Raw genomic sequence first — 25,974 nt, forward strand, 5'->3', positions numbered from 1 at the left:
GTCAGGAGTTAATGATGGCACGAGGCATAAACAAGGTCATTCTTATTGGCAATCTGGGCCAGGACCCGGACACACGCTACACCCCGAATGGCAATGCGGTGGTGAACCTGAATCTTGCAACAGATGAGAGCTACAAGGATCGCCAGACCGGCCAGTTGGTGCCAAAAACCGAGTGGCACCGCGTCGTGCTGTTCGGCAAGGTGGCCGAGGTTGCCGGGCAGTATCTGCGCAAGGGCTCCAAGGTCTACATTGAGGGCAAGCTGCAGACCCGCAAATGGCAGGGGCAGGATGGCCAGGACCGTTACACCACCGAAGTAGTGGTGGACATCAACGGCCAGATGCAGATGCTCGACAGCCGCGGCGGTGAAGGCAGTATGAATCAGGGGGCTCCGGTAGGTCGCCCGCAGCAGTCAAACGACAATACGCCGGCTGGTCAGCAGAGTGCACCGGCACAGGGCCAGCAATCAGGCGGTTACAGCCAGCCATCCCAGGGCAGCATGCCCGAGCCGGTTGACGATTTTGACGACGATATTCCCTTCTAGCTTCTGGACAGGATCGGCCGTTATGAGTAGAAGCCCCGGGTTGCAAGCGCATCCGGGGTTTTTGTTACCGGGGTGCAAAAGAACGTGAAATGGTTCAAAAAAACATAGAAGTGCGCTCACTTTTTAACCTATCATTGCGGCTTAATCAGAGTTAGGTCTGTTGTTCAGGCACATAATGATAATACGGGCCTTGCGAGTGGCCCCCGCTTCCAGCCCCGGTTCATGACTGAAAATACCTTTTTTAAAAAGATCACCGGATTCTTGCGACCTGGCGGGTCATCTGTGCACGTATCCATGGAGGTGCGTCCGGATGGTATTGCCTGGGCGGTGGCGCCTGCCTCACCGGCACCGCAGGTCGGGTTTGCGGAATGTCTGCCGGCGCGGCGGGCCGAGGTGCTCGGTTCCCTGGTGAGTGAGCAGGGCTGGGCCGGTGCGCTGACAGACCTGGTTCTCCCCATGGAGCAATACCAGGTATTCCAGATGGAACGTCCGGACGGTGTCGATGACGCAGAGCTTGCCGATGCCCTCAAGTGGAAGCTCCGGGATCTCCTGGAGTTCAGCCCCTCTGACGCTATTTCCGATGTATTTCCATTTCCGCACGATGCGGCTCGTGGCCGGGGACAGTTGGTGAATGTGGTGGCGGCCCGAAAATCCCTGCTCAAGGAACTGGTTGCACTGGCGCAGCAATCTGGCCTCAAGCCGGGTCGCATTGTTATCGCCGAGTTGGCCCTGCGTAACCTGGTGGCCAGGCTGGATCCGAAAAACAAAGGCGCTGCCCTCGTTCACCTTCGGGGGAATTACGGTCAGATGATCATCTGCCGGGGGGAGACCCTTTATCTTTCCCGGCGTCTAGACGTGTCTGCCTCCGGCCTGCGCGATGCTGCCCGGCAGGAAAGCGTGGTGCAGGCGCTGGCTCTCGAAATGCAGCGTTCCCTGGATTACTACGAAAGCCAGATGGGACAGGTGCCGCCGGCGCATATCCACCTGGTGGCGAAGGACAGCGTGCTGCCCCTGGCATCGATGCTGTCTTCCTATCTGGCCGCAGGCGTCAGCAATCTGGACTGGGCTACCCTGGGGCTTGAACGTGCCATCGACAGTCGCTGCCTGCCGGCCTGGAGTGCAGGTTTGCCGTTGGCCGGGGAGGCGGGGAGATGATTCAGCAGGTCAACCTCTACACCAGTGAGTTGCGCCCACGGCAACAGCGGTTGTCTGCGGCCCGGGCTCTCGGTATTACTGTTGTATTGATGCTGATGATTGCCGGCTATGGGGTCTGGCTCAGTTACGAGCAGCGACAGTTGGCGCAAGAGGTCACCGGGCTGGAGCAACAAATTTCCCGGTTAGATGAGGCGGTGGCCAGTCTGTCCGAGGCGGTCGAGCGTCGCCAGCCGGATCCCGAGCTGGAGGCGGCGTTGCAGCGTATCAGTGAGACCTTGGCCCGGCGTCAACGCCTGCTGAAGCGCGTGGAGGGACTGGTAGCCCGCCCGGGAAGAGGTTTTTCCCCGCAGATGGCGGCCCTGGCGAGGCAGATTCCGGACAGTGTCTGGCTCACCAGTATTGTCCTGGAGGCCCAGCCCCAGAGGATTCAGATCGAAGGTCGAACCCGTAACTCGGCGCAAGTGCCACTCTATCTGGAGCAGTTGGGTCAGGCGCCTGCTTTTACCGGCAGAACCTTCGGCGTATTCCGGCTTGACCGCCCGGACGAAGGTGATTGGGTGGAATTCTTTGTCGCCAGTGAACCGGGTGCCGGGGAGGAGTCATGAGCGACGCCCGACAGAGTGGCCTGGCCAGGCTCGGGAGCTGGTTCCATGATCGCCCCGCCAGGGAGCGAGTGCTGTTGCTGGTCACCGCGCTGGCGGTCGTACTCTTTGCCGGATGGGAGCTCGCGCTGGCCCCTGTCAGCCAGGAGATCCGGAACCTGGAGAACCGCCGGGTATTGGCGGAAACCCGCCAGACGGATCTGCTCACCCGACAACAGGAGCTGGAACAGATCCTGTCCCAGGATCCTTCTGCGGAACTGCGTCAACGCCTGGAACAGTGGCAGCGTCGTCTGGGCCAGCTCGACCAGCAGGTTGCCGAGACCGCCGGCCAACTAATCGCGCCGAGGGCGATGGTGGCGCTGTTGCGGGAAATGCTGGCGGCCCAGGGCAGCCTGGCCCTGCAGGCACTGGAATTGAAAACGCCGGAGCCGGTCTTCGCGGAGTCCGGTACTTCGGCCTCCGGAAACGAAGGGGCGTCTGGCGGACAATCCGAGCCGTTGTTGTTCGCGCACTCCGTGGAGCTGCGCCTTCAGGGCGGTTACCTGGACGTGCTCGCCTATCTTGAACGCCTTGAAGCGATGGATGAACGCCTGGGTTGGGTGCGGCTGAGCTATGACGCCACCTCGTGGCCAGCCGGCGAGGCCGTGTTCGAGGTGCGGACGCTGAGCCTGGAAAAGGCATGGTTGGGGGTATGACATGAGACTGGCCGGATCATTAATTGCCATTTTCGCCTTGCTCGCCAGCATGCCGGTGGCGGCCCTGCAGGACCCCACCAAACCGCCCGGTACCGAAGCTCCGGCGGTCCGGAGCCAGCCCGTGCGGTCCCTGTCCCTGGAGTCGATCGTCTATGGTCAGGATCGCAAGGTGGCGGTGATTGAAGGCGAAGCACTCCGGGAAGGCCAGGGTGCCAATGGTATCCGCGTCAGAAAAATTCATCAGGACCGGGTCGAGGTGATGGACCGGGGGAATCCCCGGGTTCTTTACCTGGACAAGCTTCCGCAAGTGCGGGGAACCCAATGACAGATATTCAGGCAACCATGAATTCCTTCAAGAAGCTGACGTTGTCCGTTGCTGCCGGAATGGCCCTGACCGCCTGTAGCAACAACCCGCTGATGCGCACGGGGGCGGCGACCTCCACGGAAGCGGCGGACGATATCGTGCGCACACTTGAACAGGCCGAAGCCGAACGGCCGGGTGGGAATGATTCCCGTGAGCCGGCCACGTCTGCCATGCCCGCCGATATCAGCGCACAGCTGTTGCCTCCCCTTTCCGCGGACAATGATCTGGAAGAGCGCTTTGACGTCAATGCCCGGGGAGTGGCATCGGACAGCTTCTTCCAGTCCCTGGTGACTGGTACGCGCTTCAATGTGGTGGTGCATCCGGAAGTCACTACCGCCATTGACCTTCGCCTGAGGGATGTCACCGTTCCCGAGGTCATGGACATTGTTGCAGACCTGTATGGCCTGGATATCCAACGCAAGGGTCGTTTGTATCAGGTCAACGCCGACCGTATCCAGACCCGGATATTTCCCATCGACTATCTGCATTTCAAGCGCAAGGGTGGTTCCGAAACCCGTGTGAGCTCCGGCCAGGTGACGAGCTCCCGCAGCAACGCAAGTAATGGCGATACCGGCAACGGGGAAACCCGGAGCCTGATCGGCACCACCATCTCCACCGAGACCGAATCGGATTTCTGGCAGGACCTGCGTATCGCTGTCGAGATGATTATCAGCACCCGTGAGGGCGGCCAGGTGGTTGTGAACCCGGGCCCCGGTCTTATCATGGTGCGGGGTGGTTCCGAGCAGCTGCGGCTAGTGGAGGATTACCTGCGCCGGACCGAGCTGATCATGCAGCGCCAGGTGGTACTGGAGGCCAAGATTCTGGAAGTGGCGCTAAACGAAGGCTACCAACAGGGCATCAACTGGTCGGATCTGCAAAGTGCCTCCTCCGTGACCGCTTCCGATGGGCTGCCGGTCGACTTCACAGCCCAGAGCCTGGCCGGGCAGGCCATTCAAACATCCGACATCGGTGGCCTGTTTTCCGCCACTTTCCAGGAAGGCAGTTTTACCGCGGTAATTGAATTGCTGGGTACCCAGGGTAACGTACAGATCCTCTCCAGCCCGCGGATTGCCACCGTGAATAACCAGAAGGCGGTGATCAAAGTGGGCTCCGACGAGTTCTTTGTCACCGATATCGACTTTGAAGACGAGGACTCCACCATCACTGGTTCGGATAGCACCTCTACCTCGGTGGAACTGACGCCGTTCTTCTCCGGCATCTCCCTGGATGTAACACCGCAGATTGGCGAAGACGGAGATATTACCCTGCACGTGCATCCGTCGGTGAGTGAAGTGAATGATCAGGAAAAATTAATCACCATCGGTGGACGGGACGTGACTTTACCTCTGGCCATCAGCAAGGTCCGGGAGACTGACAGCGTAGTCCGGGCCGAGAGCGGCCAGATCGTGGTGATCGGTGGCCTGATTCAGAACACCAGTGAGGACGCCAATTCCTCGGTGCCTTTCTTCAGTGAAATTCCCTTGCTCGGCGAGTTGTTCAAGCAGCGCCGATTCGAGTCCAGCAAGAGCGAGCTAGTGATTCTTCTGCGGCCGGTGGTGGAGCAGTCGTCGACCATGAACGCGGATGTTTCTGCCAGCCGGGAGCGTATGGAAGTGCTGCGGGAGGTTCTGCGGTCCTCGCGGTCAGTCACTCCGGAGCCGGAGAAATTGCCACGCTGATATGTACGAAACCCATTTCGGACTGCAGGAAGCGCCGTTCGCACTGACGCCCAACACCCGCTATTTCTTGCGGGCGCCCAGTCATGCCGATGCGCTTGAGTTGTTGCTGGTGGCGCTGCAGGAGCGGGAAGGTTTTATCAAGATCACCGGTGAAGTGGGCACCGGCAAGACCCTGCTGTGTCGCTTGCTGCTGAACAACCTGGATGGAAAGGCCAGCACGGCTTACATCCCCAACCCCCACCTGTCGGCGGAAACCCTGTACGAGGCGGTGGCCGAGGAACTGGGTGTGGATGCGACCCGCTGTGCCAATACTCATCAGGTACTCAAGGCCCTGAACCAGAGGTTGATCGAGCTGGCCATGGCCGGGCAGCCGGTGGTGCTGGTGATTGATGAGGCCCAGGCGATGCCAGAGGCCACCATTGAGGCACTGAGATTGCTCACCAATCTGGAAACCGAAAGAACCAAGTTGATGCAGGTGGTACTATTCGGACAGCCGGAACTGGACGCGGTACTTGGCAAGCAAAGCCTACGCCAGTTGCGCCAGCGCATCACCTTTCAGTACCAACTGAATGCCCTCGACCGGGAGTCTGTCAGCCACTACCTGCGCCACCGGTTGACTCAGGCAGGTTACAACGGGGGGGAACTGTTTGTCCCTGGGGCATTGAAACTGATTACACGGGCTTCCGGCGGGGTTCCCAGGCTGGTGAATATCCTGGCTCACAAAGCCATGCTGGCGGCGTGGGGACAGGGCAGCCGGCAGGTAAATCGGCCCCACGTGCTCAGTGCCATCCGGGATACCGAAAGTGCCAAGCAGCCTGGCCTGTTGGCGAGGTGGTTATGAGCCTGCTGAACGACGCACTCCGCGCCGCGGAGCAACGCCAGCAGAAACCGGACGCGCCCGCTGCATACACCGGCCAGGGTTACGTGGTGCCGGCCAGAAAAAACCGGTGGGTGCTGGTGCTCAGTTCACTGGTGGTTGTGCTGGCGTCGGTGGCCGGTTACGCCCTGCTTGCCGGCAACCAGGGCGTTCCGGAAACCTTACATGCAACGGCGCCGGATTCGCTGCCGCCGGTTGCGGCGCAATCTGAGAACAAATCCACGGAGTCCGCTGTTAATCAGGCACCAGAGGATCGGGGTGCGGAGATTGCGGCTGAAAAGCCAGTCACCGAACCGATAAAGATCAAAGACCCCGAGCCGGTCGCCACGAAGGTGGCTGAAGAGGCACCGGGAACCGCGCCCGGAAATGCGCCAGAGCCCGCTCCCGAGCCGGTGCCGGCCCCTGAAAAACAAGTAGCCCAAAACACCCGGCCGGAATCGGAGAATCCACAGGTCGGCCAGTCGCAACCGGTTGAGCCCGAAACCGAACCGACACAAGTCAAAAAAGTGCGTGAGACCCCGGAGAGTATTGACCGCCGAGTGAGCCGCGAGCTGACCTCTCTGCTCAGGCAAGGCCGTTTCCGGGAAGCCGGTGAAAGATTGCGGTCACTGCTGGCGGAACAGCAGGCTCCCGTGAGCCGAGCGACCCTGGCAAGAGCCCTGCTGGTGGAAGGTCAGCCGGAAATTGCCCTGGCCTGGCTGTCGGCGCCGAAGGTGATGGCTGTGCCCGAATTGCGCTTGCTCCGTGCCAGAGCCTTGCTGACTACCGGTGAACTGGCTGGTGCGGTCGCGGTGCTGCGCAGCCAGGTACCGCCCCTGGAGGGAAATATCGAATACCGGGTAACCCTGGCAACCTTACTGCAACAGGCCGGCGAGAGTGGGGCGGCTGCTGAACAATGGACCGCACTGCTGACGACAGATGACAGTCGTGCCGCATGGTGGGTAGGCCTTGGCATAGCCCTGGAATCCCAAGGCAAAGCTGCCAGCGCCGAGCGGGCCTATACCCAGGCCGCCGTACTGCCGGGGCTGTCACCGTCCCTGGCGGATTATGTTCGTGAACGTTTGAAGCAACTACAGGCAGGCTGAATGGCAACGGAACCAAAGAAAAAGCTCCGTCTTGGCGACCTGCTGGTGCAGAATGACGTCATTACCGAGGAGCAGCTGCAGACCGCTCTGCGGGAGCAGAAAAACAGTGGCCGCAAGCTGGGCAAGACCTTGGTGGATCTCCGCTATGTGGATGAAGACACCATCCTCAATATGCTGTCGCGGCAGCTGGACCTGCCGTTCGTCCAGCTGCGCCACTTCCGCTTTGATGAGCAATTGGTGCGCCGGTTGCCGGAAGCCATGGCCCGCCGTTTCCGTGCCCTGGTGTTGAACGAGCAAAACGGTGAGCTGTTGGTGGGTATGGCTGACCCGCTGGATATCTTTGCCTACGATGAACTGGTGCGCGTGCTGAGGCAGCCGATCCGTCAGGCGGTGGTGCGGGAAAGCGAACTGCTCTCCACACTTGATCTCGTCTATCGTCGCACGGAAGAAATCGCATCCCTGGCCGAAGAGCTGGAAGACGAGCTTTCCGACGATGCTTTTGATCTGGCCAGCATGTCGGCGGAACCGGAAAGCGAAGACGCGCCAGTGGTGCGCCTGCTCAAGACCCTGTTCGAGGATGCGGTGCAGGCCCGCAGTTCTGACATCCACATCGAACCAGATGAGACCGTGGTCCGGATCCGGCAGCGGGTGGACGGTGTGCTGCAAGAGCATGTGATGAAGGAAAAGCGGGTCAACGCCGCGCTGGTCCTGCGCCTGAAACTGATGGCCGGCCTGAATATCTCTGAAAAGCGCCTGCCTCAGGACGGGAGGTTCAATGTGCGGGTCAAGGGCCGCAGCATTGACGTGCGGATCTCTACCATGCCGGTCCAGTACGGTGAGTCCGTAGTGATGCGTCTGCTGGATCAGAGCCAGGGCCTGCTCGACCTGGACAGCATCGGTATGCCCGAAGAGCTCCTCCAGCGTTTCCGGCGGATGATCCGCAAGCCCCATGGCATGATCCTGGTGACCGGGCCAACCGGTAGCGGCAAGACCACTACTCTGTATGGTGCTCTGAGTGAGCTGAATCGTCCGGAAGTGAAGATCATTACCGCCGAAGACCCGGTGGAATACCGTCTGCCCCGCATTACCCAGGTGCAGGTCCATCCCCGGATCGGCCTGGAGTTTGCCAATGTGCTTCGCGCCGGCCTGCGCCAGGATCCCGACATCATGCTGGTGGGGGAGATGCGAGACCGGGAGACCGTGGAGATCGGATTGCGCGCGGCCATGACTGGTCACCTGGTGCTTTCAACACTCCACACCAACGACTCCATCAGCAGCGCCATGCGCCTGATCGACATGGGTGCCGAACCATTCCTGGTGTCCAGTTCCCTGCTCGGGGTGGTGGCCCAGCGCCTGGTGCGCCGGGTCTGCGAGAACTGCTCCGCACCCTATGAGCCCAGCGAGCAGGAACGTGTGTGGCTGGAAACCTTCGATCTCGATCCCCTCGACCGGGAAGCCGGGTTTGTCCACGGCCGCGGTTGCTACCAGTGCAGCAATACGGGCTACAAGGGACGGATCGGGGTTTACGAGATGCTCGAGATGAACGAGACAATGCTCAATGCACTGCGTCAGAAAGACGTTTCCGCCTTCAGCCGGGCGGCCAGAAAAAACCGTCTCTATCGGCCTCTGGGGTGGTGCGCCATGGACTATGCCTTGCGGGGCGTAACCACCCTGGAAGAGGTGGCCCGTGTGGCGGTCACCTCGGAAGGCGACTTCCCGCACGAGGACGAGTTTCCGGGGCCGGATGAACCTCTGGGAGGCGGTGCCTGATGCAATTCTCCTACCGGGGTAAGGATGACAATGGCAGCCTCAAACAAGGCATACTGGTTGCAGGCAATGCCGATGCGGCCGCCGCCGAATTGATGCGCCGGGGGATCACCCCATTGACGATCCGTGAACAGGCCGAGGCCCGGTCGTTGTCCGACCGGGTCAACCGTCTGGCTATTTTCCGTGGCAGCGTGAGTCTCGATGAGCTGATTGTTTTCAGCCGCCAGATGCACTCGCTGACCCGGGCCGGCATCCCGCTGATCCGGACCATGCGAGGGCTGGCGGAGACTTCCCGGTCGCCGGTGCTGGCGGAAGTGCTGGACGACGTTACGGCACGGCTTGAAGGTGGAACTGCCATGGCCACGGCCATGCAGGCCCACCCGCAGGTTTTCTCCGACATGTTCGTGGCCATGATCCACGTAGGTGAGAATACCGGCCGGCTGGACGACGCCTTCAAACGTCTTGCGGACATCCTGGAACTGGAACGCGATACCAAGCGCCGGCTTAAACAGGCCATGCGTTATCCGACGTTCGTGGTGGTGGCATTGCTGGCGGCCCTGATGGTTGTGAACTTCCTGGTAATTCCCAAGTTCGCCGCGGTTTTCAACAAGCTGGGGGCGGATCTGCCGTTCCTGACCCAAGTGCTGGTGGGCACTTCCAATTTCCTGCTCGGTTACTGGTATGTGGTGCTGTTCTCGATCGCTGCGGGTGGGCTCCTGGTGAGGCAATGGAAACAGACAGAGCAGGGCAAACTCACCTGGGATCGCTACAAGTTGAGGCTCCCGGTAATCGGTAACCTGCTGGAATTGATCACCCTGAGCCGGTTTTCCCGGAACCTGGCTTCCATGCTGGCGGCCGGCATGCCGGTCAACCACGCTTTGACGGTTACCGGGGAGGCCACCGATAACGCCTGGATCGCCATGCACATCCGGGATATGCGCGCAGGGATCGAGCGGGGTGAAAGTCTGCTGCGAACCGCGCGGCAAAGCGACATGTTCACACCCCTGATACTGCAGATGATTGCGGTCGGGGAAGAAACCGGGGCAGTGGACGACATGCTCACCAGCGTGGCGGATTTCTACGATGAGGACATCGATTACGGCCTCAAGCGGCTGGCGGAGTCCATCGAGCCGATCCTGATCGTTGCCATAGGCATTCTTGTGCTGATCCTGGCGCTGGGCGTATTCCTGCCGATCTGGGATCTCGGCTCGGCAGCCATGGGGGGAGGCTGAGTTGGCTACGGTCAACGCCGTGGGCTATGTGGGGGAGGACAACCACCGCCGGTTCCTTTGGTTGGTGGCATTTTGCCTGCTGGGAATGGCAGTCAGCGCACTGCTCGTGTCCCTTGAACGCACCGCCGCACAGGCGGAGCGGCAAAGTGTGCAGCTGATGCTTAACCAGCTCCGCAGCGCACTGGTGGTAAAAGGTGCCGAGGTCATGTTGACCGGCGGAAGGTTAGAGGATTGGCAAGGCCTCAATCCAGTGAACTTGCTGCAGTCAGCCCCGATGAACTGGGGTGGCGATTGCAGCGGGGCGGAACACCGGAAAGGTATCTGGTGTTTCAGTCGGGACGATCGGGTATTGGTGTACCGGTCTAGGTGGGCGGAGTTCCCGGGAATCGATGGTGGCCCGGAACAGGCGGAGTGGCTTTTTTGGCGTGTGGAACCGGAGTTTACCCGACCGGCAAGAATTCCCGAACGCAGAGCGGGTGGGCTTGTGTTAAATCGTGTGAATTTTGATCAGAGAAAACTCTATTAACTATGGGGTTAGTGGCAGATATGAGAAAATTCACTGATAAATCAGCTAAAGGGACTGTTATGAATGTTCAGCGAACCAGCCGGGGTTTTACCCTGATCGAGCTGGTGGTGGTCATTGCCATCCTGGCGATTCTGGCGGCGTTTGCACTGCCGCGGTTTGCGCAGCTTTCCGAGGAGGCGCATCGGTCCAGTGTGAAGGCAATTTCTGGCGCTCTGTCAGCAAGTGTGGCACTGGTCAAGGCTCAGTGGGTCACCAACGGCCTCACCGGTATTGCAGACGACGTACAGGGGTTCGGTAATAATGATATAGACGTGAATGCTGATGGCTGGCCGGTATCCGTCGATGGGGCAAACGATCCGACCGCCATTACCGCTGACAGATGTGTTGACTTGTGGGAAGCGTTGCTGCAGTCCAATGCACCAAGCGTAGCGACTTCCGGTGATGTGGATTACCTGACCAGCGCAACAGCACCCGAGTGTACTTTTACCTATACGCTCGATGGGCAGGATGGTACAGCAAACGCTAAAGAGATTGTTTATAACGCCGATACCGGTGAAGTAAGCACTAATGTGAACTGATTCATTCAGTAACGATAAGAGCAATTTGAGAGCGGAGTAGAGACATGAAAAACATGATTCAAAGCAGGAAAGAGAATGGCTTTACCCTCATTGAACTGGTGATGGTGATTGTGATCCTGGGGATTCTGGCGGCGTTTGCTTTGCCACGGTTTGTTGACCTGGGAAGTCAGGCTCGTACCGCTAGTCTGCAAGGTGCGATTGGAGCAGTTAAATCAGCTTCGAGCATTGCTCATTCAGGTTGGCTAGCCAATGATCGGACATCTCCCGTGGACATGGATGGTACCAATGTGACCATGAGTGCAGAGGGCTATCCGACTGCGGACGCTGCGGGAATCATGGAGGCGGCACAATTATCCGATGATTTCTCCATCACTGCTGGTTCAATTACGCCAAATGGATTTGACTCGACGTCTGATGCAGATGGAGATGGAACCGCAGGAGAGTGTTCGTTTGATTACTCCGCGACTACGGGGAAAGTCTCCAATACTCTCACCGATGATTGTGTGTGATGTTATTTGCGTAGCTTGCGGTTATTCGGGCGGTCTGCTCCAGACTTACCTCATTGAATAGTCCGGGTTTCAGCACAGTGATTCTGAAGGGTAAGGTGGGAAAGGTTGTTGCTGCACGGGCTCGTGGCTTCACCCTCGTTGAGTTGGTTATAGTCGTTATCCTGACGGCAGTGCTGGCAGCTGTTGGCATTGGACTATTCGCGAACCGCTCCGCCTTTTCCCCTCTGCTGGCCACCCAGCAACTCTCCTCCGCCACGCTGCTTGCCCAACAGGCAGCGCTGGCGGGGAATTCCTCCAAAAGTGTGGTCATTCGGCAGTTATCGGACAAACTTGAGTTTGATGCCGGGGGTGATACCTTCACCCTCTCCCGCGAGGGCACTTCGATGAGTTACCGGCTCAGTGGCGGCATCTTTTTGACGATTCCCGCAGCCGGATTAACCGTGTCGTTCGACGTACTGGGTCGGATCGCAGCCCCGGTGGCCCGCGAAAATATCGATTTCCGTATTACCGGGTCCAGTCAGTTCAATTTGTGCCTGAGTTCCCTGGGTGCGGTCTATCAGGGAGCCTGCCAGTGAAGTGGCAGTTGGGCGTTACACTGGTTGAGCTGATCATTACGATTATTGTGCTCGGCGTCGCCATCGCCGGCGTGGTCGGGGCTTTTTCCGTGATCAGTGGCCGGAGTGCGGACCCGCTGAACCAGACCCGCGCCATAACTCTCTCCCAGTTGTACATGGATGAGATTCTCACCCGCTATTATGACGAGTCCACGCCAGTGGGTGGCGGCAAGGTACCATCGGGCGATGTAGACTGCACCACGGCTGGCCCGGATGGCGAGACTCGACCCACCTATGATGACGCCGACGATTACGATGGTCTGTCGGACTCTCCGCCGAAAGATGGGGAAGGCAATGATCTCTCTGGTTACGGCGGCTTTGCGGTAACGGTTGCAGTTGCCTGTGCCGGATCCGAAGTCGGTGTTGCCGAGCAGGAAGCCAAGCGCATTGACATCACCATCACCGATCCCTCCGGCCAGGACTGGCTGTTCACCGCCTACCGGGCGAATTTCTGATGCGACGGTCAGCCGGTTTTACCCTCGTTGAACTGGTGATGGTGATCGTGTTGTTGGCGATCATCGCCACGATATCGGTCCAGTTTGTCACTCTGTCGACTCAGGGCGCCCTGGATGTCGGATCGCGGCAGAAGCGTGCTCTGCAGGGTGTGGTGGTCAGTGAACAGGTATCCCGGGAGTTGCGGCACGCGTTTCCGCTTTCACTCCGTACCTCCGGATCCTGTATTGAGTGGCTGCCGGTCTTGTCGGCAACCTCCTATATTGGGCTAACCCGGGGGCCTGGCTTTGATGAGATCGATGTCGCACCTTTTGCCAGTGTTCCGTCGCTGGGTGATGCCCGTGCGCTGATCTATGGCTATGGCTCAACCACGGTTAATGACCTTTACAGCACCAGCAATCCGGGCGTTGTCAGTCCGTTGATCAGTAGCATCGACAACAGCGTTTCCCCTGCCGTTATTAATTTGTCCGCTGCCCATCGGTTCAGCCAGCGATCTCCCGAGCGGCGCTTGTTTGTGATCGGCACCCCCGTCAGCTTATGCCAGAGTGGACGTTTCCTATACCGTTACAGCGATTACGGTTCCAACCCGGTCCAGCCGGCTCCGCCGGTCACAGGAACCCGTGAGGTGCTGGCCGCAAACCTGACAGGAGCAATGGATTTCTCCTTCAATCCGCCAACGCTCCAACGAGGGGCCTTGGTGAGTTTCTCCTTCACTCTCGAAGATCCCCACAGCGGAGAATCGACACCCGTGAGCCAGGAGGTACAGATTCGCAATGTACCCTGATCTCCGTTCACACTCACATCTGGCAATTTGCCATCAGAAAGGAATTGGCCTGCCGATTGCCCTATTTGTCATCACAGTGCTGGCGCTTCTGGTGGCTGGTATGGCCCAGCTTCAGCAGGGTACCGGTCAGTCCATCAGCCTGCAGGTCCTGTCTCAGCGGGCCTTTCACGCCGCTGAAAGCGGTGCCCAGTTGGGGGTGGCTGAGGTGCTGGGCGGTGGAGGCTGTGCGGCTGTTCCGGCTTCGGTGGATTTCTCTGTTGGCGGCCTGAAGGAGTGCAGCGCGGAAATCCAGTGCAGTGCGACAGCACCACTTCCAATACCGGGAAGCGGAGGAAATCGTCTTTACACGCTGGGGAGTACCGGAGAGTGCGGTAGTGGAAATGAGTTGGCCCGGCGTACTGTGGAGGTGAGAGTCCGATGAGAATGGTTCGGAGTCGTGGAAATTGGTGTCAGCTTTTTTTGCGGTGGTGTCTTGCCAGTTTTATCGCCTCAGTGCCTGTCGGTAAGGTTTGGGCGGAATGTTCACCGTTCGCGGGGCTTGCGTCAATCAATGAAATCGTTGATGAGAACAATTTCAAATTTATCGAAGTGAAACGCCTTTCCAGTTCTTTGGTTTGGAGCGCCAGCGATCCGTGGGAAATAGAGTTCTGTCTCGCCAACGGCAGTTGCAGTGGAACGTTAGCCCTGCCGGAGGCAACCGAGGGCGGAAGTCTGTGGTTGCTGAGGTACGTCAATAAGAATGATATTCCAACCCTTGACCTACAGGGAATGGATGTCCGCCTGATCGACAAGGAAGGGCGGACTGTCGATTACGTCAGAGTCGGCAATGCCGTGTCCGCAGAGGATCCGGAGTGCCCGGCAGAGTCTGCGGACCTGCCCTTCGACAACGAGCTGGAGCTGACCGGTGGTGAGAGCGGCAAGTATGCTCGGCGTTCGCCGGACGGGACCGGTGATTGGGGGCTTGGATCAGGGGCCTCGGACGGGAAGGAAACGGAACAGGAAACTAACGACACAGGTGTAGTGGACGGACCTGTTATAGGAATCAATAACGTCACAGTATCCCAGGGTGAGCTCGCGACCTTTACCGTTAGCCTCGAAACCCCGGCTGACCGTGATGTTCTGATTGATTATCAGACCCAGGATCTTTCTGCGCTGCAAGGTCAGGACTATGAGTTTTCAGAGGGAACTCTCACCGTTCCCACTGGCCAGACTCAGATCACGCTGAGCGTCCCGACCCTTCGAACCGGTGACCAGGTTGATAAGCAGTTTTTCGTTATTATTGGCAATGCGAGAGATTCTTCGGGTATTCAATATGGGCAACTCTCTTCACAGGCAGGGGTTGCAACCATTGAACCGGTTGTGAATCGTCTGGACCATTTTCAGATTGATGTGGCCGCCGCAGGGAGTGTTTGCGCACCGGTGGAGGTGGTAGTCAGTGCCCGCGATGACAGCAATATAATCCTTGATGATTACATAGGGACCATTGCTCTCACGACGACCTCTGGCAGCGGGAATTGGTCCGAGGGGCCATCAGGCCAGCTTGAAGGTGTTCTCTCTCCTAACCCCGACCTGAACAATGATGGTCAGGCGGGGTACGAGTTCGTTTCAGCTGATAACGGGTCGATCAGTCTTTACCTTGCCAATCCCACCGCAGACGCACTCCGAATCCGAGTGAATGATCCTTTGTTGGGCGTGCAAAGTGCGTCTTCAGTTGTTCGATTTCAGGAAAATGGTTTTGTAATTGAGAGTATCGATGCAAACGCTCTGGATATCGTTGCTGAACGGGATCATGCCTTTGTGGTCAAGGCAGTCCGGCGTGACCCTGTCAACAGCTCCGAGTGCGGTCTGATCACGGAGTACGATGGTCAGGTCAGTGTAACGGCATGGCTGGGGAGGACCGGAGACGATGCGGGCGGTGCAGCCCCGGCCCTGGATACCGGCCTGGCTTCCGTGTCGCCTCCCGATGCTCGGCCAGGGTCTGCAAATTTACTGCTTGAATTTGACGCCGGCGAGGCGCCCTTGACGCTTCAGACCACCGATGTGGGGCAGTACCACCTGAGCTTGGTCGATACGACTTCGGGATTTGTCGTTGATGAGCAGGGCACCCCCTTGCCTGTTGTGGGCGAAAGTTCGATTTGGACGGTAAGGCCTGATCGATTTGGGGTCGAGATAACCGATAACCCTGCTGCTGCCACTGCGGTAGGAGTGGTTTTTCGTAAGGCTGGCCAGGCTTTTGAGCTTATCGTTACGGCACTGGGGTGGCAGGGCAGTCCGCTGCAATCCTATGGTGCTGAAGGTAACCCCCAGGGTGCGGAAATTACTCAGGACCTTCTTCAGCCCGCTGGAGAATCAGGCGGGACTTTGGCGGGAACAACGACCCTTCAGGGCAGTAATTTCTCTGGTGGTAAGGCTTCTGTTGCCGACCTCAGTTGGAATGAGGTCGGCATCATTGATCTGGCCGCCACCAATACCAGTTATCTGGGGATTTCTCCGGCAATTGAAGGGCGATCCGGACCAGTCGGGCGTTTCATACCGGACCGTTTTGAGATAGTCGTGGATCCGGGCGAAATGGCGCCGTTTTGCGACGCCACCGCGGCATTCACATATTCAGGGCAGCCCGGAAGCTGGTCAATTGCGCCCCAGTTGACCATCACGGCCTATGGCCCAGGCAACTACGTCACAACAAACTATACAGTGCCCGGTTTTCAAAAGTTGAATGCCACGGATGTACAAAGAACCGAACCGGTGACCGATAATACTGCCACCACAGTGTCAGGATTGAATTACCCCGTTTCGGTCACTCTGGAGCCGGGCAGCCTTTCTGCGGTTGCTCCAGGAGTAATGTCCTTCGAGTTCTCAGGGGGGGATCGTTGGCTGTATCAGAAGTCTATAGACTCGATCCAGGCCCCCTTTACGCCCGACCTTACCGTTCGGATCGTGAATGTTGAAGATTCCGATGGTGTTGCTGCCAGCGGGGCAGCTTCGATTAACCCCGTGGCGTCATTTGAAATCCGCTACGGCAGCCTGCAAATGCAAAACGTCTACGGTCCTGAAACCCTGGATGAGTTATTCATGCCTTTTTCCGCAGAGTACTGGAACGGTTCGGGATTCGTGACAAACATTGATGATAGCTGTACGCCCTGGAGTACATCGAACATTGCTGATCCGGAGGCTTATCATGCTCTGGTGGCCGACTCCGCGACGTTGTCCGGTGGCGTTGGTGGATCGCTGGTTCTGGAGCCCAACGGTGATCGTGGCACCGATACACTTATCTGGGAGATGCCTATCTGGCTCGAGGGTGACTGGAATCAGGATGGTGCGTTGGAGGATCCCTCCGCGACGGCGACGTTCGGGGTGTTTCGGGGAAATGACCGGATTGTTTATTGGCGGGAGCGGTGAAGGTGGGGTCAGAAGAAGGCTTTCTTCTGACCCCGGGTTAGGTTGTGTCGCCTAGGTCTCGGATGAAAATGGGGTCAGATGAAGGCTTTCATCTGACCCCGGAGTTTACGTCTGACCTTGGGGCTTCCTGGCAGTTACTATCCCTTCGGTTCAGTCCTCTTCGTTCTCCGGGTGATCCAGTCCCAGTTCATTGATCTTCCGGGTCAGCGTATTCCTTCCCCAACCCAGAAGAATGGAGGCATCCCTGCGCCGGCCGCCGGTGTGTTTGAGGCCGGTTTCGATCATGATTTTTTCGAATTCGGGGATGGCAGTATCAAGAATGCCTTTCTTGCCCCGTTTGAGTTCCTGCTCGGCCCAGTTGCGCAGGCCTTCCTGCCAGGTCTGGCCGGTGGCGGTGGTTTCGGTTTCGGCCTGGTGCAGCAGTTCCGGCGGCAGGTCATCGATGTGGATTTCCCGGCCGCTGGCCATGACGGTCAGCCAGCGGCAGGTGTTTTCCAGTTGGCGGACGTTGCCGGGCCAGGGCAGGGTGGTGAGGTATTCCTCGGCATCCGGGCGCAGGATCTTGGGCTCCACGGCCAGTTCCTTGGCGGCTCGCTTGAGGAAGTGTTGCATGAGTCGGGGGATATCTTCCCGTCGCTCCGCCAGTTTGGGCAGGTGTACCCGGATCACGTTCAGACGGTGGAACAGGTCTTCCCGGAAGCTGCCGGCCTGGACCAGTTTTTCCAGGTCCTGGTGCGTGGCGGCGATGATGCGCACGTCCACCTGGATGGGGGTGGTGCCACCAACACGATAGAACTCGCCGTCCGCCAGGACCCGCAGCAGTCGGGTCTGGGTGTCCGCCGGCATGTCCCCGATCTCGTCCAGGAACAGGGTGCCGCCGTTGGCTTGCTCGAAGCGTCCCTGACGGGCTGCGCTGGCACCGGTAAAGGCGCCCTTCTCATGACCGAACAACTCGGATTCAATCAGGTCCTTGGGGATGGCGGCCATGTTCAAAGCAATGAACGGGTGCTTGGCTCTGGGACTGTGATTGTGCAGGGCCTGGGCCACCAGTTCCTTGCCGGTACCGCTCTCGCCGTTTATCAGTACCGTGATATTGGAATGCGAAAGCCGGCCTATGGCGCGGAAGACTTCCTGCATCGCCGGCGCCTCACCGATGATCTCCGTATTACGCTGGACGCTCTCGGTCTGCGGTTCGGACTTGGCCCGCTGTTCGTGGCTATGGGCGACCGCACGCTTGACCAGGGCCACGGCGTCGTCCACATCGAAGGGCTTGGGCAGGTATTCGAAGGCGCCGGTCTGGTAACTGGTGACCGCACTTTCGAGGTCCGAGTGTGCGGTCATGATGATCACGGGTACATCCCGATGTGCTTCCACGATCTGTGAGAGCAGGGTGATGCCGTCCACGCCCGGCATCCGGATATCACTGATGATGGCGTCGGGGTGTTCGTGCTCCAGGCGGGTCATGATGCTTTCGCCGCTGTCAAAGACCCGGGGATGCATGCCAGCCTGGTTCAGGGCGCGTTCCAGCACCCAGCGAATGCTGCGGTCGTCGTCTATGATCCAGACGTTCGCCGGTTGGCTCATGGGTTTTCCTCCAGAGGCAGGAAGATGATGAAGTCCGTTTTCCCGGGCTCGCTCTCACACTCCACGAGCCCGTGATGTTGTCCGATAATGCTCTGGGTAATCGAGAGGCCCAGGCCGGTACCACTGGCACGGCCACTGATCATCGGATAGAAAATGTTCTGCAACAGGTCCGGTGGGATGCCGGGGCCGTTGTCGATCACGTCCACACGGCAGGCCAGCCGGTAGCGTTTATGGCCGATGGTGAACTGGCGCAGGGCGCGAGTCCGGAACATGATGGTGGGTGGTTCCTTATCGCTGGCCCCGGTCTGGTTCTCAAAAGCGGCCTCCATGGCGTTGCGCGCGATGTTGAGGAAGGCCTGGATCAGCTGTTCCTTGTCCGCCCACAACTCCGGTAGGCTTGGATCGTAATCCCTAAGGAAGGTCACCCGGCCTTTACTTTCCGCCTCGAGCAATGTCCGCACCCGCTCCAGTACCTCATGGATATTGGTGGGCGCGAATTTGAGCGCCTTGTTCGGCCCCAGCATGCGGTCCACGAGACTGCGCAAGCGGTCGGCTTCGTCGATGATTACCCGGGTATATTCCCGCTGGTCCTCGTCGTTCAACTCCCGGTCCAGCAACTGGGCCGCACCCCGGATACCTCCCAGCGGGTTCTTGATCTCGTGGGCCATGCCACGGACCAGAATTCTCGAGGTTTCCTGTTGGGAGATCAGGTCCTCTTCCCGGCTGATGCGCAGCAACCGGTCCCGGGGCTGGATTTCGATGAGCAGTTCTGTTGGGGCCAGGGAAATGGGGGTGACCGAGTAATCCACAGTGAGCCTTGCGCCACTGGTGAGCACAAACTCTGCCTCCCGGCGGGTGTAGGATTGCCCGTTCTTCAGCGCGGCATAAAGGGTCTTGAGGGCATCCTCGGATGCTGCCAGAATTTCACTGAACCGATGGCCGTGGCTGCGGGTGAGGCTGGTTTCGAACAGGCTCTCGGCAGCAGGGTTCAGATAACGGATTTTAAGGTCGTCTTCGAGCACCAGAACTGCAGTAGTCAGACTGTCGAGAATGATCTTGTATCCGTCGTTTTTGGCGAAGGCGAACGCCATGGGCAATTCCTGTCGTGTCGTTTTGAAGATGACGGGGTAGGAATTGCAAAAACCGAACCACTTTGGCCAATTTGCCACTAAAGCTGGGCAAAGGCGGGGCCTGTGCCCGCCATGGCACGGCCCGCGTGCCGTACACTGGTGCATGACATCGGCCAGAGGGTGGTCAACCGGGCAATTCCGCCCTGTTGCTGATCAGAGTATGGCCTTTATCTGGTGCAATCGCACCAAACTGGTGCGGAAAAATTGAGAGGGTCAGTTTCTCACTGACGGGCGATGGACGGTAAAGGTGATGGGGGAGCCGGTTTTCACCTGCACGCCGTTTTCGTCCACGATGTGAACCAGGGCCTCATGGGTACCCCGGAAAATGTTGTTCACCACCACTGAGCCCGAGCTGGTCTGGGCAACGGGCTGGCCGTCGAGCGTGACCTCATACTTGTGGCCGGCTTGCAGTCCTGGTGTGCTGGTGACTTCGAAGCGAACATCGCCGCTGCCGCTCTGAAAGGCCTGCTCATTCTGCGGCTGCACGAAGGAGACGCTCTCGTAAACCGCGCCCTCGCGTTTCACCTCTTCCCGGAGCTTTTCGGTCTCGCGGACGGTCTGGGGTTTGGGCAGGGTGACGGTAGTGACCGGTTTTACCTCAACCGTTTCCCCACCCTCAATCGGCTCGTCGGAGAAGGTGACATTGCCTTGGGCGTCCACGTGGCGGTACACCTCGCCAAGGGCCGGTGCCGAAAGCAAAACAAGAAAACCTGCCACCAATCCGTACTTCGCGTTCATAACCGTAACCTGCAACGATGGTTTGATTTGATTATCAACGGCCTGTAAGGCCTTTTCAACGCTCTGGCCGGTCCTTATTGGTTACATATCGTTAAGGGCGCGAGAGTGTGAGGCCTCGCACAAAAAAGCCCCGCACGGGGCGGGGCTTGCTGCGGTTCCGATACCAGACCGGATCAATCAGCAGGAGTAGTACAATTCGAACTCGACCGGGTGAGTGGTCATGTTCAGACGCTCTACTTCTCCCTGCTTCAGGTCGATGTAGCCGGCGATCATGTCTTCGGTGAAGACGCCGCCGCGGGTCAGGAACTCGTGGTCTTCTTCCAGGCACTTGAGTGCTTCCTGCAGGGTAGTGGCAACCTGAGGAATGTTCAGGGCCTCTTCCTTGGGCAGGTCGTACAGATCCTTGTCCATGGCATCGCCAGGGTGGATCTTGTTCTGGATGCCGTCCAGACCAGCCATCATCAGAGCCGCGAAGGCCAGGTACGGGTTGGCAGCCGGATCCGGGAACCGCACTTCCACGCGCCGTGCCTTCGGGCTGTTCACATACGGGATACGGATGGAGGCGGAGCGGTTGCGGGCGGAGTAGGCCAGCATGACCGGCGCTTCAAAGCCTGGAACCAGGCGCTTGTAGCTATTGGTGGCCGGGTTGGTGAAGGCGTTGATGGCCTTGGCGTGCTTGATAATCCCGCCGATGTAGTACAGCGCCATCTCGCTCAGGCCTGCGTAGCCGTCGCCGGCGAACAGGTTCTTGCCATCCTTGTTCAAGGACATGTGCACGTGCATGCCGGAGCCGTTATCGCCAACCACCGGCTTGGGCATGAAGGTGGCGGTTTTACCGTACGCATGGGCCACGTTGTGTACGCAGTACTTCAGGATCTGAACTTCGTCCGCCTTGCGGGTCAGAGTGTTGGCGCCAACACCGATTTCGCACTGGCCGGCGGTGCCCACTTCGTGGTGATGTACCTCGATTTCCAGGCCCATGGATTCCATGGCGGCACACATGGCGCCACGGAGGTCGTGAAGACTGTCCACTGGAGGAACCGGGAAGTAACCACCTTTAACACCCGGGCGGTGGCCAATGTTGTTGCGATCGAAGTCTTCGCCGGAGACCCAGGCAGCTTCTTCGGAGTGCAGGGAGTACATGGCGCCCTGCATGTCTACGTTCCATTTTACCGAGTCAAATACGAAGAACTCTGGCTCCGGGCCGAACAGTGCGCCGTCGGCAATGCCGCTGGACCTCAGGTATTCCTCGGCACGACGGGCCACGGAGCGCGGATCACGCTCATAACCCTGCATGGTGGTCGGCTCCACGATGTCGCAGGTGATGTTGATGGTGGTCTCTTCGGTGAACGGATCCAGCACGGAGGTTTCGTCTACCGGCATCAGGATCATGTCGGATTCGTTGATGCCTTTCCAGCCCGCGATGGAGGAGCCGTCGAACATCTTGCCGTCAGTGAAGAAATCCTCGTCGACCTCGGTTGCCGGCAGAGTCACGTGCTGCTCTTTACCGCGGCTGTCGGTGAAGCGCAGGTCTACCCATTTGACTTCGTGCTCTTTAATCAAATCAATCGTCTTGGACATTGTGCATGCTCCGTAAGTTATCCCGCGGTGCGGGCGCATTTCATATTCGTGGTGCCGGATCGTTCAGAAGGACTGAGTTCCGATCTGTTTTTCGGGTTCGGGCAGCTTACCAAAAGCGTGCACCCCTTACCTGATAATTTTCGGCTGGCTAAGCATAAGCAAGGGGCTTGCCAGTTTTTTGTGATTGCGCCAGAACGGCGCAGCCACGGGGCTTTCGGCCCGTTATAGCGCGCAGGTCGGGGCGGCCCCTTACTGCTCCGCACCAATATAGTGCACCAGCATGGTGCGGTGTCGAGGCGGATGCGTCATATCGGTGCGCAAGTGGTTGGTTAAAGAATAGGCATTAATCTTCATATTAACGACATCGACTTTTCGATATACTGCGCGCCGCTCATTTTTTCCTCAGGAAACCCGTTGTGATTGATAAGCTCAGAAATGTCGCCATTATTGCCCACGTAGACCACGGTAAGACTACCCTGGTTGACCAGTTGTTGCGCCAGTCAGGCACGTTGGATCGTAAGGAGCTCGAAAGCGAGCGCGTTATGGATTCCAACGACCAGGAAAAAGAGCGTGGCATCACCATTCTGGCCAAGAACACCGCGCTGAAATGGAACGACTACGATATCAACATCGTGGACACTCCGGGGCACGCCGACTTCGGCGGCGAAGTTGAGCGGGTCATGAGCATGGTCGACAGTGTGTTACTGGTGGTGGATTCCATCGACGGCCCCATGCCGCAAACCCGTTTTGTTACCCAGAAAGCTTTCGCAGCGGGCCTGCGCCCGATTGTGGTGGTGAACAAGATTGACCGGCCGGGCGCACGTCCGGACTGGGTTGTGGATCAGGTATTTGACCTGTTCGATAACCTGGGTGCGACCGACGAGCAGCTGGATTTCCCGATTGTTTACGCCAGTGCCCTGAACGGCATTGCCGGTATGGAGCACGAAAACCTGGATGACAACATGGATGCCGTGTTCCAGGCGATTGTCGACCACGTACCCGCGCCTGCCGTCGATCAGGACGGCCCGTTCCAGATGCAGATCTCCCAACTGGACTACAACAGCTTCCTGGGCGTCATCGGCATTGGCCGCATCACGCGTGGCTCGGTCAAGACCAATACCCCGGTAGTAGCTCTTGGTACTGACGGCAAGAAGCGTAATGGTCGTATTCTCAAGATCATGGGCCACTCCGGTCTGCAGCGTGTGGAAGTTGACGAGGCTCAGGCTGGCGACATTGTGTGCGTCAGTGGTCTGGACCCGCTGTATATCTCCGACACCCTGTGCGACCTGAACAACGTGGAGGCTCTGCCGGCATTGACCGTGGACGAGCCCACCGTTTCCATGACCTTCCAGGTGAACGATTCTCCGTTCGCTGGTAAAGAAGGCAAGTACGTCACCAGCCGCAACATCAAGGAGCGTCTGGAAAAAGAACTGCTGCATAACGTGGCTCTGCGCGTGGAAGAGGGCGACTCCGCCGATAAGTTCAAGGTGTCTGGCCGCGGTGAGCTTCACCTGTCGGTTCTCATCGAGAACATGCGTCGGGAGAACTTTGAGCTGGCCGTTGGCCGCCCGGAAGTAGTGATCCGCGAGATCGACGGTGTGAAGCAGGAGCCGTACGAGAACGTGATCGTGGATATCGAAGAGCAGCATCAGGGCGCGGTGATGGAGCAGCTCGGCCTGCGCAAGGGCGAGATGACCAACATGATCCCGGATGGCAAAGGCCGCATGCGTGTGGAATACATCATCCCGGCCCGTGGCCTGATCGGGTTCCGTAACGCCTTCCTGACCATGACCTCCGGTACCGGTATCCTGACTTCCACCTTCAGCCACTACGGCCCGATCAAGGAAGGTGCAATGAGCGGTCGCCAGAACGGCGTGCTGATCTCCATGGCGAAAGGCACGGCGATGACTTACTCGCTGGAGACCCTGCAAAGTCGTGGCAAGCTTTTCCTGGCGCCGGGTGACGAGATTTACGAGGGCCAGCTGTGTGGTATTCACAGCCGTGAAAATGACATCGTGATCAACCCCACCAAGGCCAAGAAGCTGGATAACATGCGTGCTTCCGGTAAGGACGAAGTGATCGGCCTGGTACCACCCATCAAGCACACCCTGGAACAGGCGCTCGAGTTCATCGACGATGACGAGCTGGTGGAAGTGACGCCCAAGTCCATCCGCCTGCGCAAGAAGCTGCTCACCGAGAACGAGCGCAAGCGCGCCGGCAAAAAGTAAGCTGCCTCGGTAGGAAATCGGGGTCAGATGAAAGCTTTCATCTGACCCCTTTTTTATCCCCCAGGGGTCCGAAGAACTCGTTCTTCTGACCCCATCTTCAACCAGACTCCAGGAAAACTTTCTTCACCCCCCATCTTCAGCCAAACTCCCATTAAAGCCTTTACGCCGGAGTTTTGCCCATGCTCACCCTCTACCCCGACATCCACCCCAACGCCCAACACCGCCTCGCCGTCGACCCGCCTCACGAACTCTATATAGAAGAAAGCGGCAACCCCGGCGGCATCCCCGTTCTGGTGGTGCACGGCGGCCCGGGCGGCGGCTGCGAGGACTACCACCGACGCTTTTTCGATGCCGAACGTTTCCGGATCATTCTGATGGACCAGCGCGGTGCAGGCCGGTCCACACCTCTGGCGGAGCTGGAAGGGAACAGCACCAACAAGCTCGTTGAGGATATGGAGACGGTCCGTCAGTTTTTGGGTATTAACCGCTGGCTGCTGTTCGGGGGCAGTTGGGGCTCAACCCTGAGCCTGGTGTATGCCCAGGTCCATCCGGAACGCGTTTCGGGGCTGGTGTTGCGGGGCATCTTCCTTTGCCGTCCCCGGGACATTCACTGGTTCTACCAGGAAGGCGCCAGCCGGGTGTTCCCGGATTACTGGGAGGATTTCAAAGCTCAGATCCCCGAGTCCGAGCGTGCTGACATGGTCTCCGCCTACTATCGGCGACTGACCAGCATCAACGAGCTGGAGCAGATTCAGGCGGCCAAGGCCTGGTCGGTCTGGGAAGGGCGGTGCGCTACCCTGAATCCCAACCCCCGGGTGGTTGAACACTTCGCCCATCCCCACGTGGCCATCGCCCTGGCACGTATCGAGTGCCATTACTTCATGAACAACGCCTTCCTTGGACCCGACCAGATCGTCAGGGACGCCTACAAGCTGGCCGATATCCCGGGGATCATTGTTCATGGTCGCTATGACATGGTCTGTCCACTGGATAACGCCCTGACGCTGAGCAATGCCTGGCCGGAAGCCGACCTCAGGATCATCCGGGATGCCGGCCATTCCGCGTCCGAGCCGGCCATTGTCGATGCTCTGATAAGGGGCGTGGAAGAAGTGGTTGCGAAAAGCGAGAAACCGGTCGGATAAAAAGGCATTTGTTGGGTTGCGGTCTTCCGGGAGTGGGGATACACTCTTGCCGATTCGTAATTTCCCCGTCAGTCAGGAAACGAATGAAAGGGCTCATCCAGAGAGTATCGGAAGCCAGTGTCACGGTTGATGGCCAGCCTGTCGGCGCCATAGGCCGTGGTGTTTTACTCCTGCTCGGTGTCGAGCGGGGTGACGGGGCCGCAGAGGCAAAGGAGCTTTGCCAAAAAATTCTTTCCTATCGTATCTTCCCTGACGACCAGGGCCGTATGAACCGCAGTCTGAAAGACATCGGTGGCGACTTGCTCGTTGTGCCCCAGTTTACCCTCGCAGCTGACACCCGATCGGGCACCCGTCCGGGCTTTTCGCTGGCAGCAAAGCCGGATGTTGCCAATGAACTCTATTGCCAGTTTGCCTGCGAGGCAAAAGACAGCTTGGGGTCTGAACGGGTTTCGGAAGGGCGTTTCGGGGCGGATATGAAGGTGCAGTTGATCAATGATGGGCCGGTCACGTTCATGTTGGAGGTTGCGGGTTTGTCATAAACGGACGTTGCACCATGGCTGGGCAACGGCCGCCTGCGTGTTTGTGGATGGTGCGCACGATAGCCCGAACAGTTTGATATTTGGCCCGGGACAGAATTTCGAGTGCTTTAGTTGTCTGAATTTAAAGAAAAAAATGGTGGTTGGCTTTGTATTTGTAACACGCCGGTCACA

25 protein-coding genes are annotated in these 25,974 nt (G+C 58.6%); 21 read left to right on the forward strand and 4 right to left on the reverse strand.

Features of this window, described 5'->3' with window-relative positions; translation table 11 throughout:
- Positions 1-14 precede the first annotated feature (14 nt).
- The 18 genes from ssb to R6W86_RS16955 all read left to right on the forward strand — a co-directional run bounded on the left by ssb (position 15) and on the right by R6W86_RS16955 (position 16,861).
- Positions 15-542 (forward strand): single-stranded DNA-binding protein, encoded by a 528-nt coding sequence (ssb, locus tag R6W86_RS16870; protein ID WP_410330510.1) that lies wholly within the window; start codon positions 15-17, stop codon positions 540-542.
- Between the two features lie 282 nt (positions 543-824).
- Positions 825-1,697, forward strand: a complete 873-nt coding sequence (locus R6W86_RS16875) for a biogenesis protein MshI (protein WP_410330511.1) — start codon at positions 825-827, stop codon at positions 1,695-1,697.
- Complete coding sequence (locus R6W86_RS16880) at positions 1,694-2,302, forward strand: PilN domain-containing protein (protein WP_410330512.1); 609 nt, start codon at positions 1,694-1,696, stop codon at positions 2,300-2,302. The genes R6W86_RS16875 and R6W86_RS16880 overlap by 4 nt, the downstream gene beginning before the upstream one ends.
- Entirely contained in the window at positions 2,299-2,994 is a 696-nt protein-coding gene (locus R6W86_RS16885; protein WP_410330513.1) for an MSHA biogenesis protein MshJ, read from the forward strand. Before R6W86_RS16880 ends, R6W86_RS16885 begins: the two co-directional genes overlap by 4 nt.
- Before the next feature lies 1 nt (position 2,995).
- Positions 2,996-3,319: a hypothetical protein gene (locus R6W86_RS16890; RefSeq protein ID WP_410330514.1), complete on the forward strand. Its 324-nt coding sequence runs from the start codon at positions 2,996-2,998 to the stop codon at positions 3,317-3,319.
- Entirely contained in the window at positions 3,316-5,037 is a 1,722-nt protein-coding gene (mshL, locus tag R6W86_RS16895; protein ID WP_410330515.1) for a pilus (MSHA type) biogenesis protein MshL, read from the forward strand. The genes R6W86_RS16890 and mshL overlap by 4 nt, the downstream gene beginning before the upstream one ends.
- A gap of 1 nt (position 5,038) precedes the next feature.
- Positions 5,039-5,878 (forward strand): ExeA family protein, encoded by an 840-nt coding sequence (locus R6W86_RS16900; RefSeq protein ID WP_410330516.1) that lies wholly within the window; start codon positions 5,039-5,041, stop codon positions 5,876-5,878.
- Entirely contained in the window at positions 5,875-6,999 is a 1,125-nt protein-coding gene (locus R6W86_RS16905; protein ID WP_410330517.1) for a tetratricopeptide repeat protein, read from the forward strand. The genes R6W86_RS16900 and R6W86_RS16905 overlap by 4 nt, the downstream gene beginning before the upstream one ends.
- The gene (locus R6W86_RS16910) at positions 7,000-8,769 is read left to right on the forward strand and encodes a GspE/PulE family protein (protein WP_410330518.1); all 1,770 of its coding nucleotides are present in this window, start codon (positions 7,000-7,002) and stop codon (positions 8,767-8,769) included.
- A complete protein-coding gene (locus R6W86_RS16915) occupies positions 8,769-9,998 on the forward strand; it encodes a type II secretion system F family protein (RefSeq protein WP_410330519.1) in 1,230 nt (409 codons plus the stop codon). The genes R6W86_RS16910 and R6W86_RS16915 overlap by 1 nt, the downstream gene beginning before the upstream one ends.
- A gap of 1 nt (position 9,999) precedes the next feature.
- Positions 10,000-10,524, forward strand: coding sequence for a hypothetical protein (locus R6W86_RS16920; RefSeq protein WP_410330520.1), 525 nt, complete (start codon positions 10,000-10,002; stop codon positions 10,522-10,524).
- A gap of 20 nt (positions 10,525-10,544) precedes the next feature.
- Positions 10,545-11,102: a prepilin-type N-terminal cleavage/methylation domain-containing protein gene (locus tag R6W86_RS16925; RefSeq protein WP_410330521.1), complete on the forward strand. Its 558-nt coding sequence runs from the start codon at positions 10,545-10,547 to the stop codon at positions 11,100-11,102.
- A 44-nt stretch (positions 11,103-11,146) separates the two neighbouring features.
- Positions 11,147-11,611 (forward strand): type II secretion system protein, encoded by a 465-nt coding sequence (locus tag R6W86_RS16930; protein WP_410330522.1) that lies wholly within the window; start codon positions 11,147-11,149, stop codon positions 11,609-11,611.
- A 95-nt stretch (positions 11,612-11,706) separates the two neighbouring features.
- The gene (locus tag R6W86_RS16935; protein ID WP_410330523.1) at positions 11,707-12,186 is read left to right on the forward strand and encodes a type IV pilin protein; all 480 of its coding nucleotides are present in this window, start codon (positions 11,707-11,709) and stop codon (positions 12,184-12,186) included.
- Positions 12,183-12,680 carry a type II secretion system protein gene (locus R6W86_RS16940; RefSeq protein ID WP_410330524.1) on the forward strand — a complete coding sequence of 166 codons (498 nt, stop codon included), beginning with the start codon at positions 12,183-12,185 and terminating at the stop codon, positions 12,678-12,680. The genes R6W86_RS16935 and R6W86_RS16940 overlap by 4 nt, the downstream gene beginning before the upstream one ends.
- Positions 12,680-13,462: a type II secretion system protein J gene (locus tag R6W86_RS16945; RefSeq protein ID WP_410330525.1), complete on the forward strand. Its 783-nt coding sequence runs from the start codon at positions 12,680-12,682 to the stop codon at positions 13,460-13,462. Before R6W86_RS16940 ends, R6W86_RS16945 begins: the two co-directional genes overlap by 1 nt.
- Positions 13,452-13,883: a hypothetical protein gene (locus R6W86_RS16950; protein ID WP_410330526.1), complete on the forward strand. Its 432-nt coding sequence runs from the start codon at positions 13,452-13,454 to the stop codon at positions 13,881-13,883. Before R6W86_RS16945 ends, R6W86_RS16950 begins: the two co-directional genes overlap by 11 nt.
- On the forward strand, positions 13,880-16,861 hold the full coding sequence (locus R6W86_RS16955; protein WP_410330527.1) for a DUF6701 domain-containing protein: 2,982 nt from the start codon (positions 13,880-13,882) through the stop codon (positions 16,859-16,861). The genes R6W86_RS16950 and R6W86_RS16955 overlap by 4 nt, the downstream gene beginning before the upstream one ends.
- Positions 16,862-17,011: 150 nt before the next feature.
- Here R6W86_RS16955 and glnG read toward each other — a convergent pair whose 3' ends face one another.
- The 4 genes from glnG to glnA all read right to left on the reverse strand — a co-directional run bounded on the left by glnG (position 17,012) and on the right by glnA (position 21,894).
- A complete protein-coding gene (gene glnG, locus R6W86_RS16960; RefSeq protein ID WP_410330528.1) occupies positions 17,012-18,445 on the reverse strand; it encodes a nitrogen regulation protein NR(I) in 1,434 nt (477 codons plus the stop codon).
- Positions 18,442-19,536, reverse strand: coding sequence for a nitrogen regulation protein NR(II) (gene glnL, locus R6W86_RS16965; protein ID WP_410330529.1), 1,095 nt, complete (start codon positions 19,534-19,536; stop codon positions 18,442-18,444). Before glnL ends, glnG begins: the two co-directional genes overlap by 4 nt.
- 252 nt (positions 19,537-19,788) lie before the next feature.
- Entirely contained in the window at positions 19,789-20,313 is a 525-nt protein-coding gene (locus R6W86_RS16970; protein ID WP_410330530.1) for a DUF4124 domain-containing protein, read from the reverse strand.
- 177 nt (positions 20,314-20,490) lie between these two features.
- Positions 20,491-21,894: a glutamate--ammonia ligase gene (glnA, locus tag R6W86_RS16975; protein ID WP_410330531.1), complete on the reverse strand. Its 1,404-nt coding sequence runs from the start codon at positions 21,892-21,894 to the stop codon at positions 20,491-20,493.
- A gap of 416 nt (positions 21,895-22,310) precedes the next feature.
- On the opposite strand from glnA, the gene typA reads away from it, so the two are divergent.
- From typA to dtd, 3 genes are all read left to right on the forward strand, one after another.
- Complete coding sequence (gene typA, locus R6W86_RS16980; protein WP_410330532.1) at positions 22,311-24,122, forward strand: translational GTPase TypA; 1,812 nt, start codon at positions 22,311-22,313, stop codon at positions 24,120-24,122.
- A gap of 179 nt (positions 24,123-24,301) precedes the next feature.
- The gene (gene pip / locus R6W86_RS16985) at positions 24,302-25,264 is read left to right on the forward strand and encodes a prolyl aminopeptidase (protein ID WP_410330533.1); all 963 of its coding nucleotides are present in this window, start codon (positions 24,302-24,304) and stop codon (positions 25,262-25,264) included.
- A gap of 83 nt (positions 25,265-25,347) precedes the next feature.
- Positions 25,348-25,803, forward strand: a complete 456-nt coding sequence (gene dtd, locus R6W86_RS16990) for a D-aminoacyl-tRNA deacylase (RefSeq protein ID WP_410330534.1) — start codon at positions 25,348-25,350, stop codon at positions 25,801-25,803.
- Positions 25,804-25,974: the final 171 nt, after the last annotated feature.

This window comes from Marinobacter sp., assembly GCF_046484525.1.
Classification (GTDB): Bacteria; Pseudomonadota; Gammaproteobacteria; order Pseudomonadales; family Oleiphilaceae; genus Marinobacter.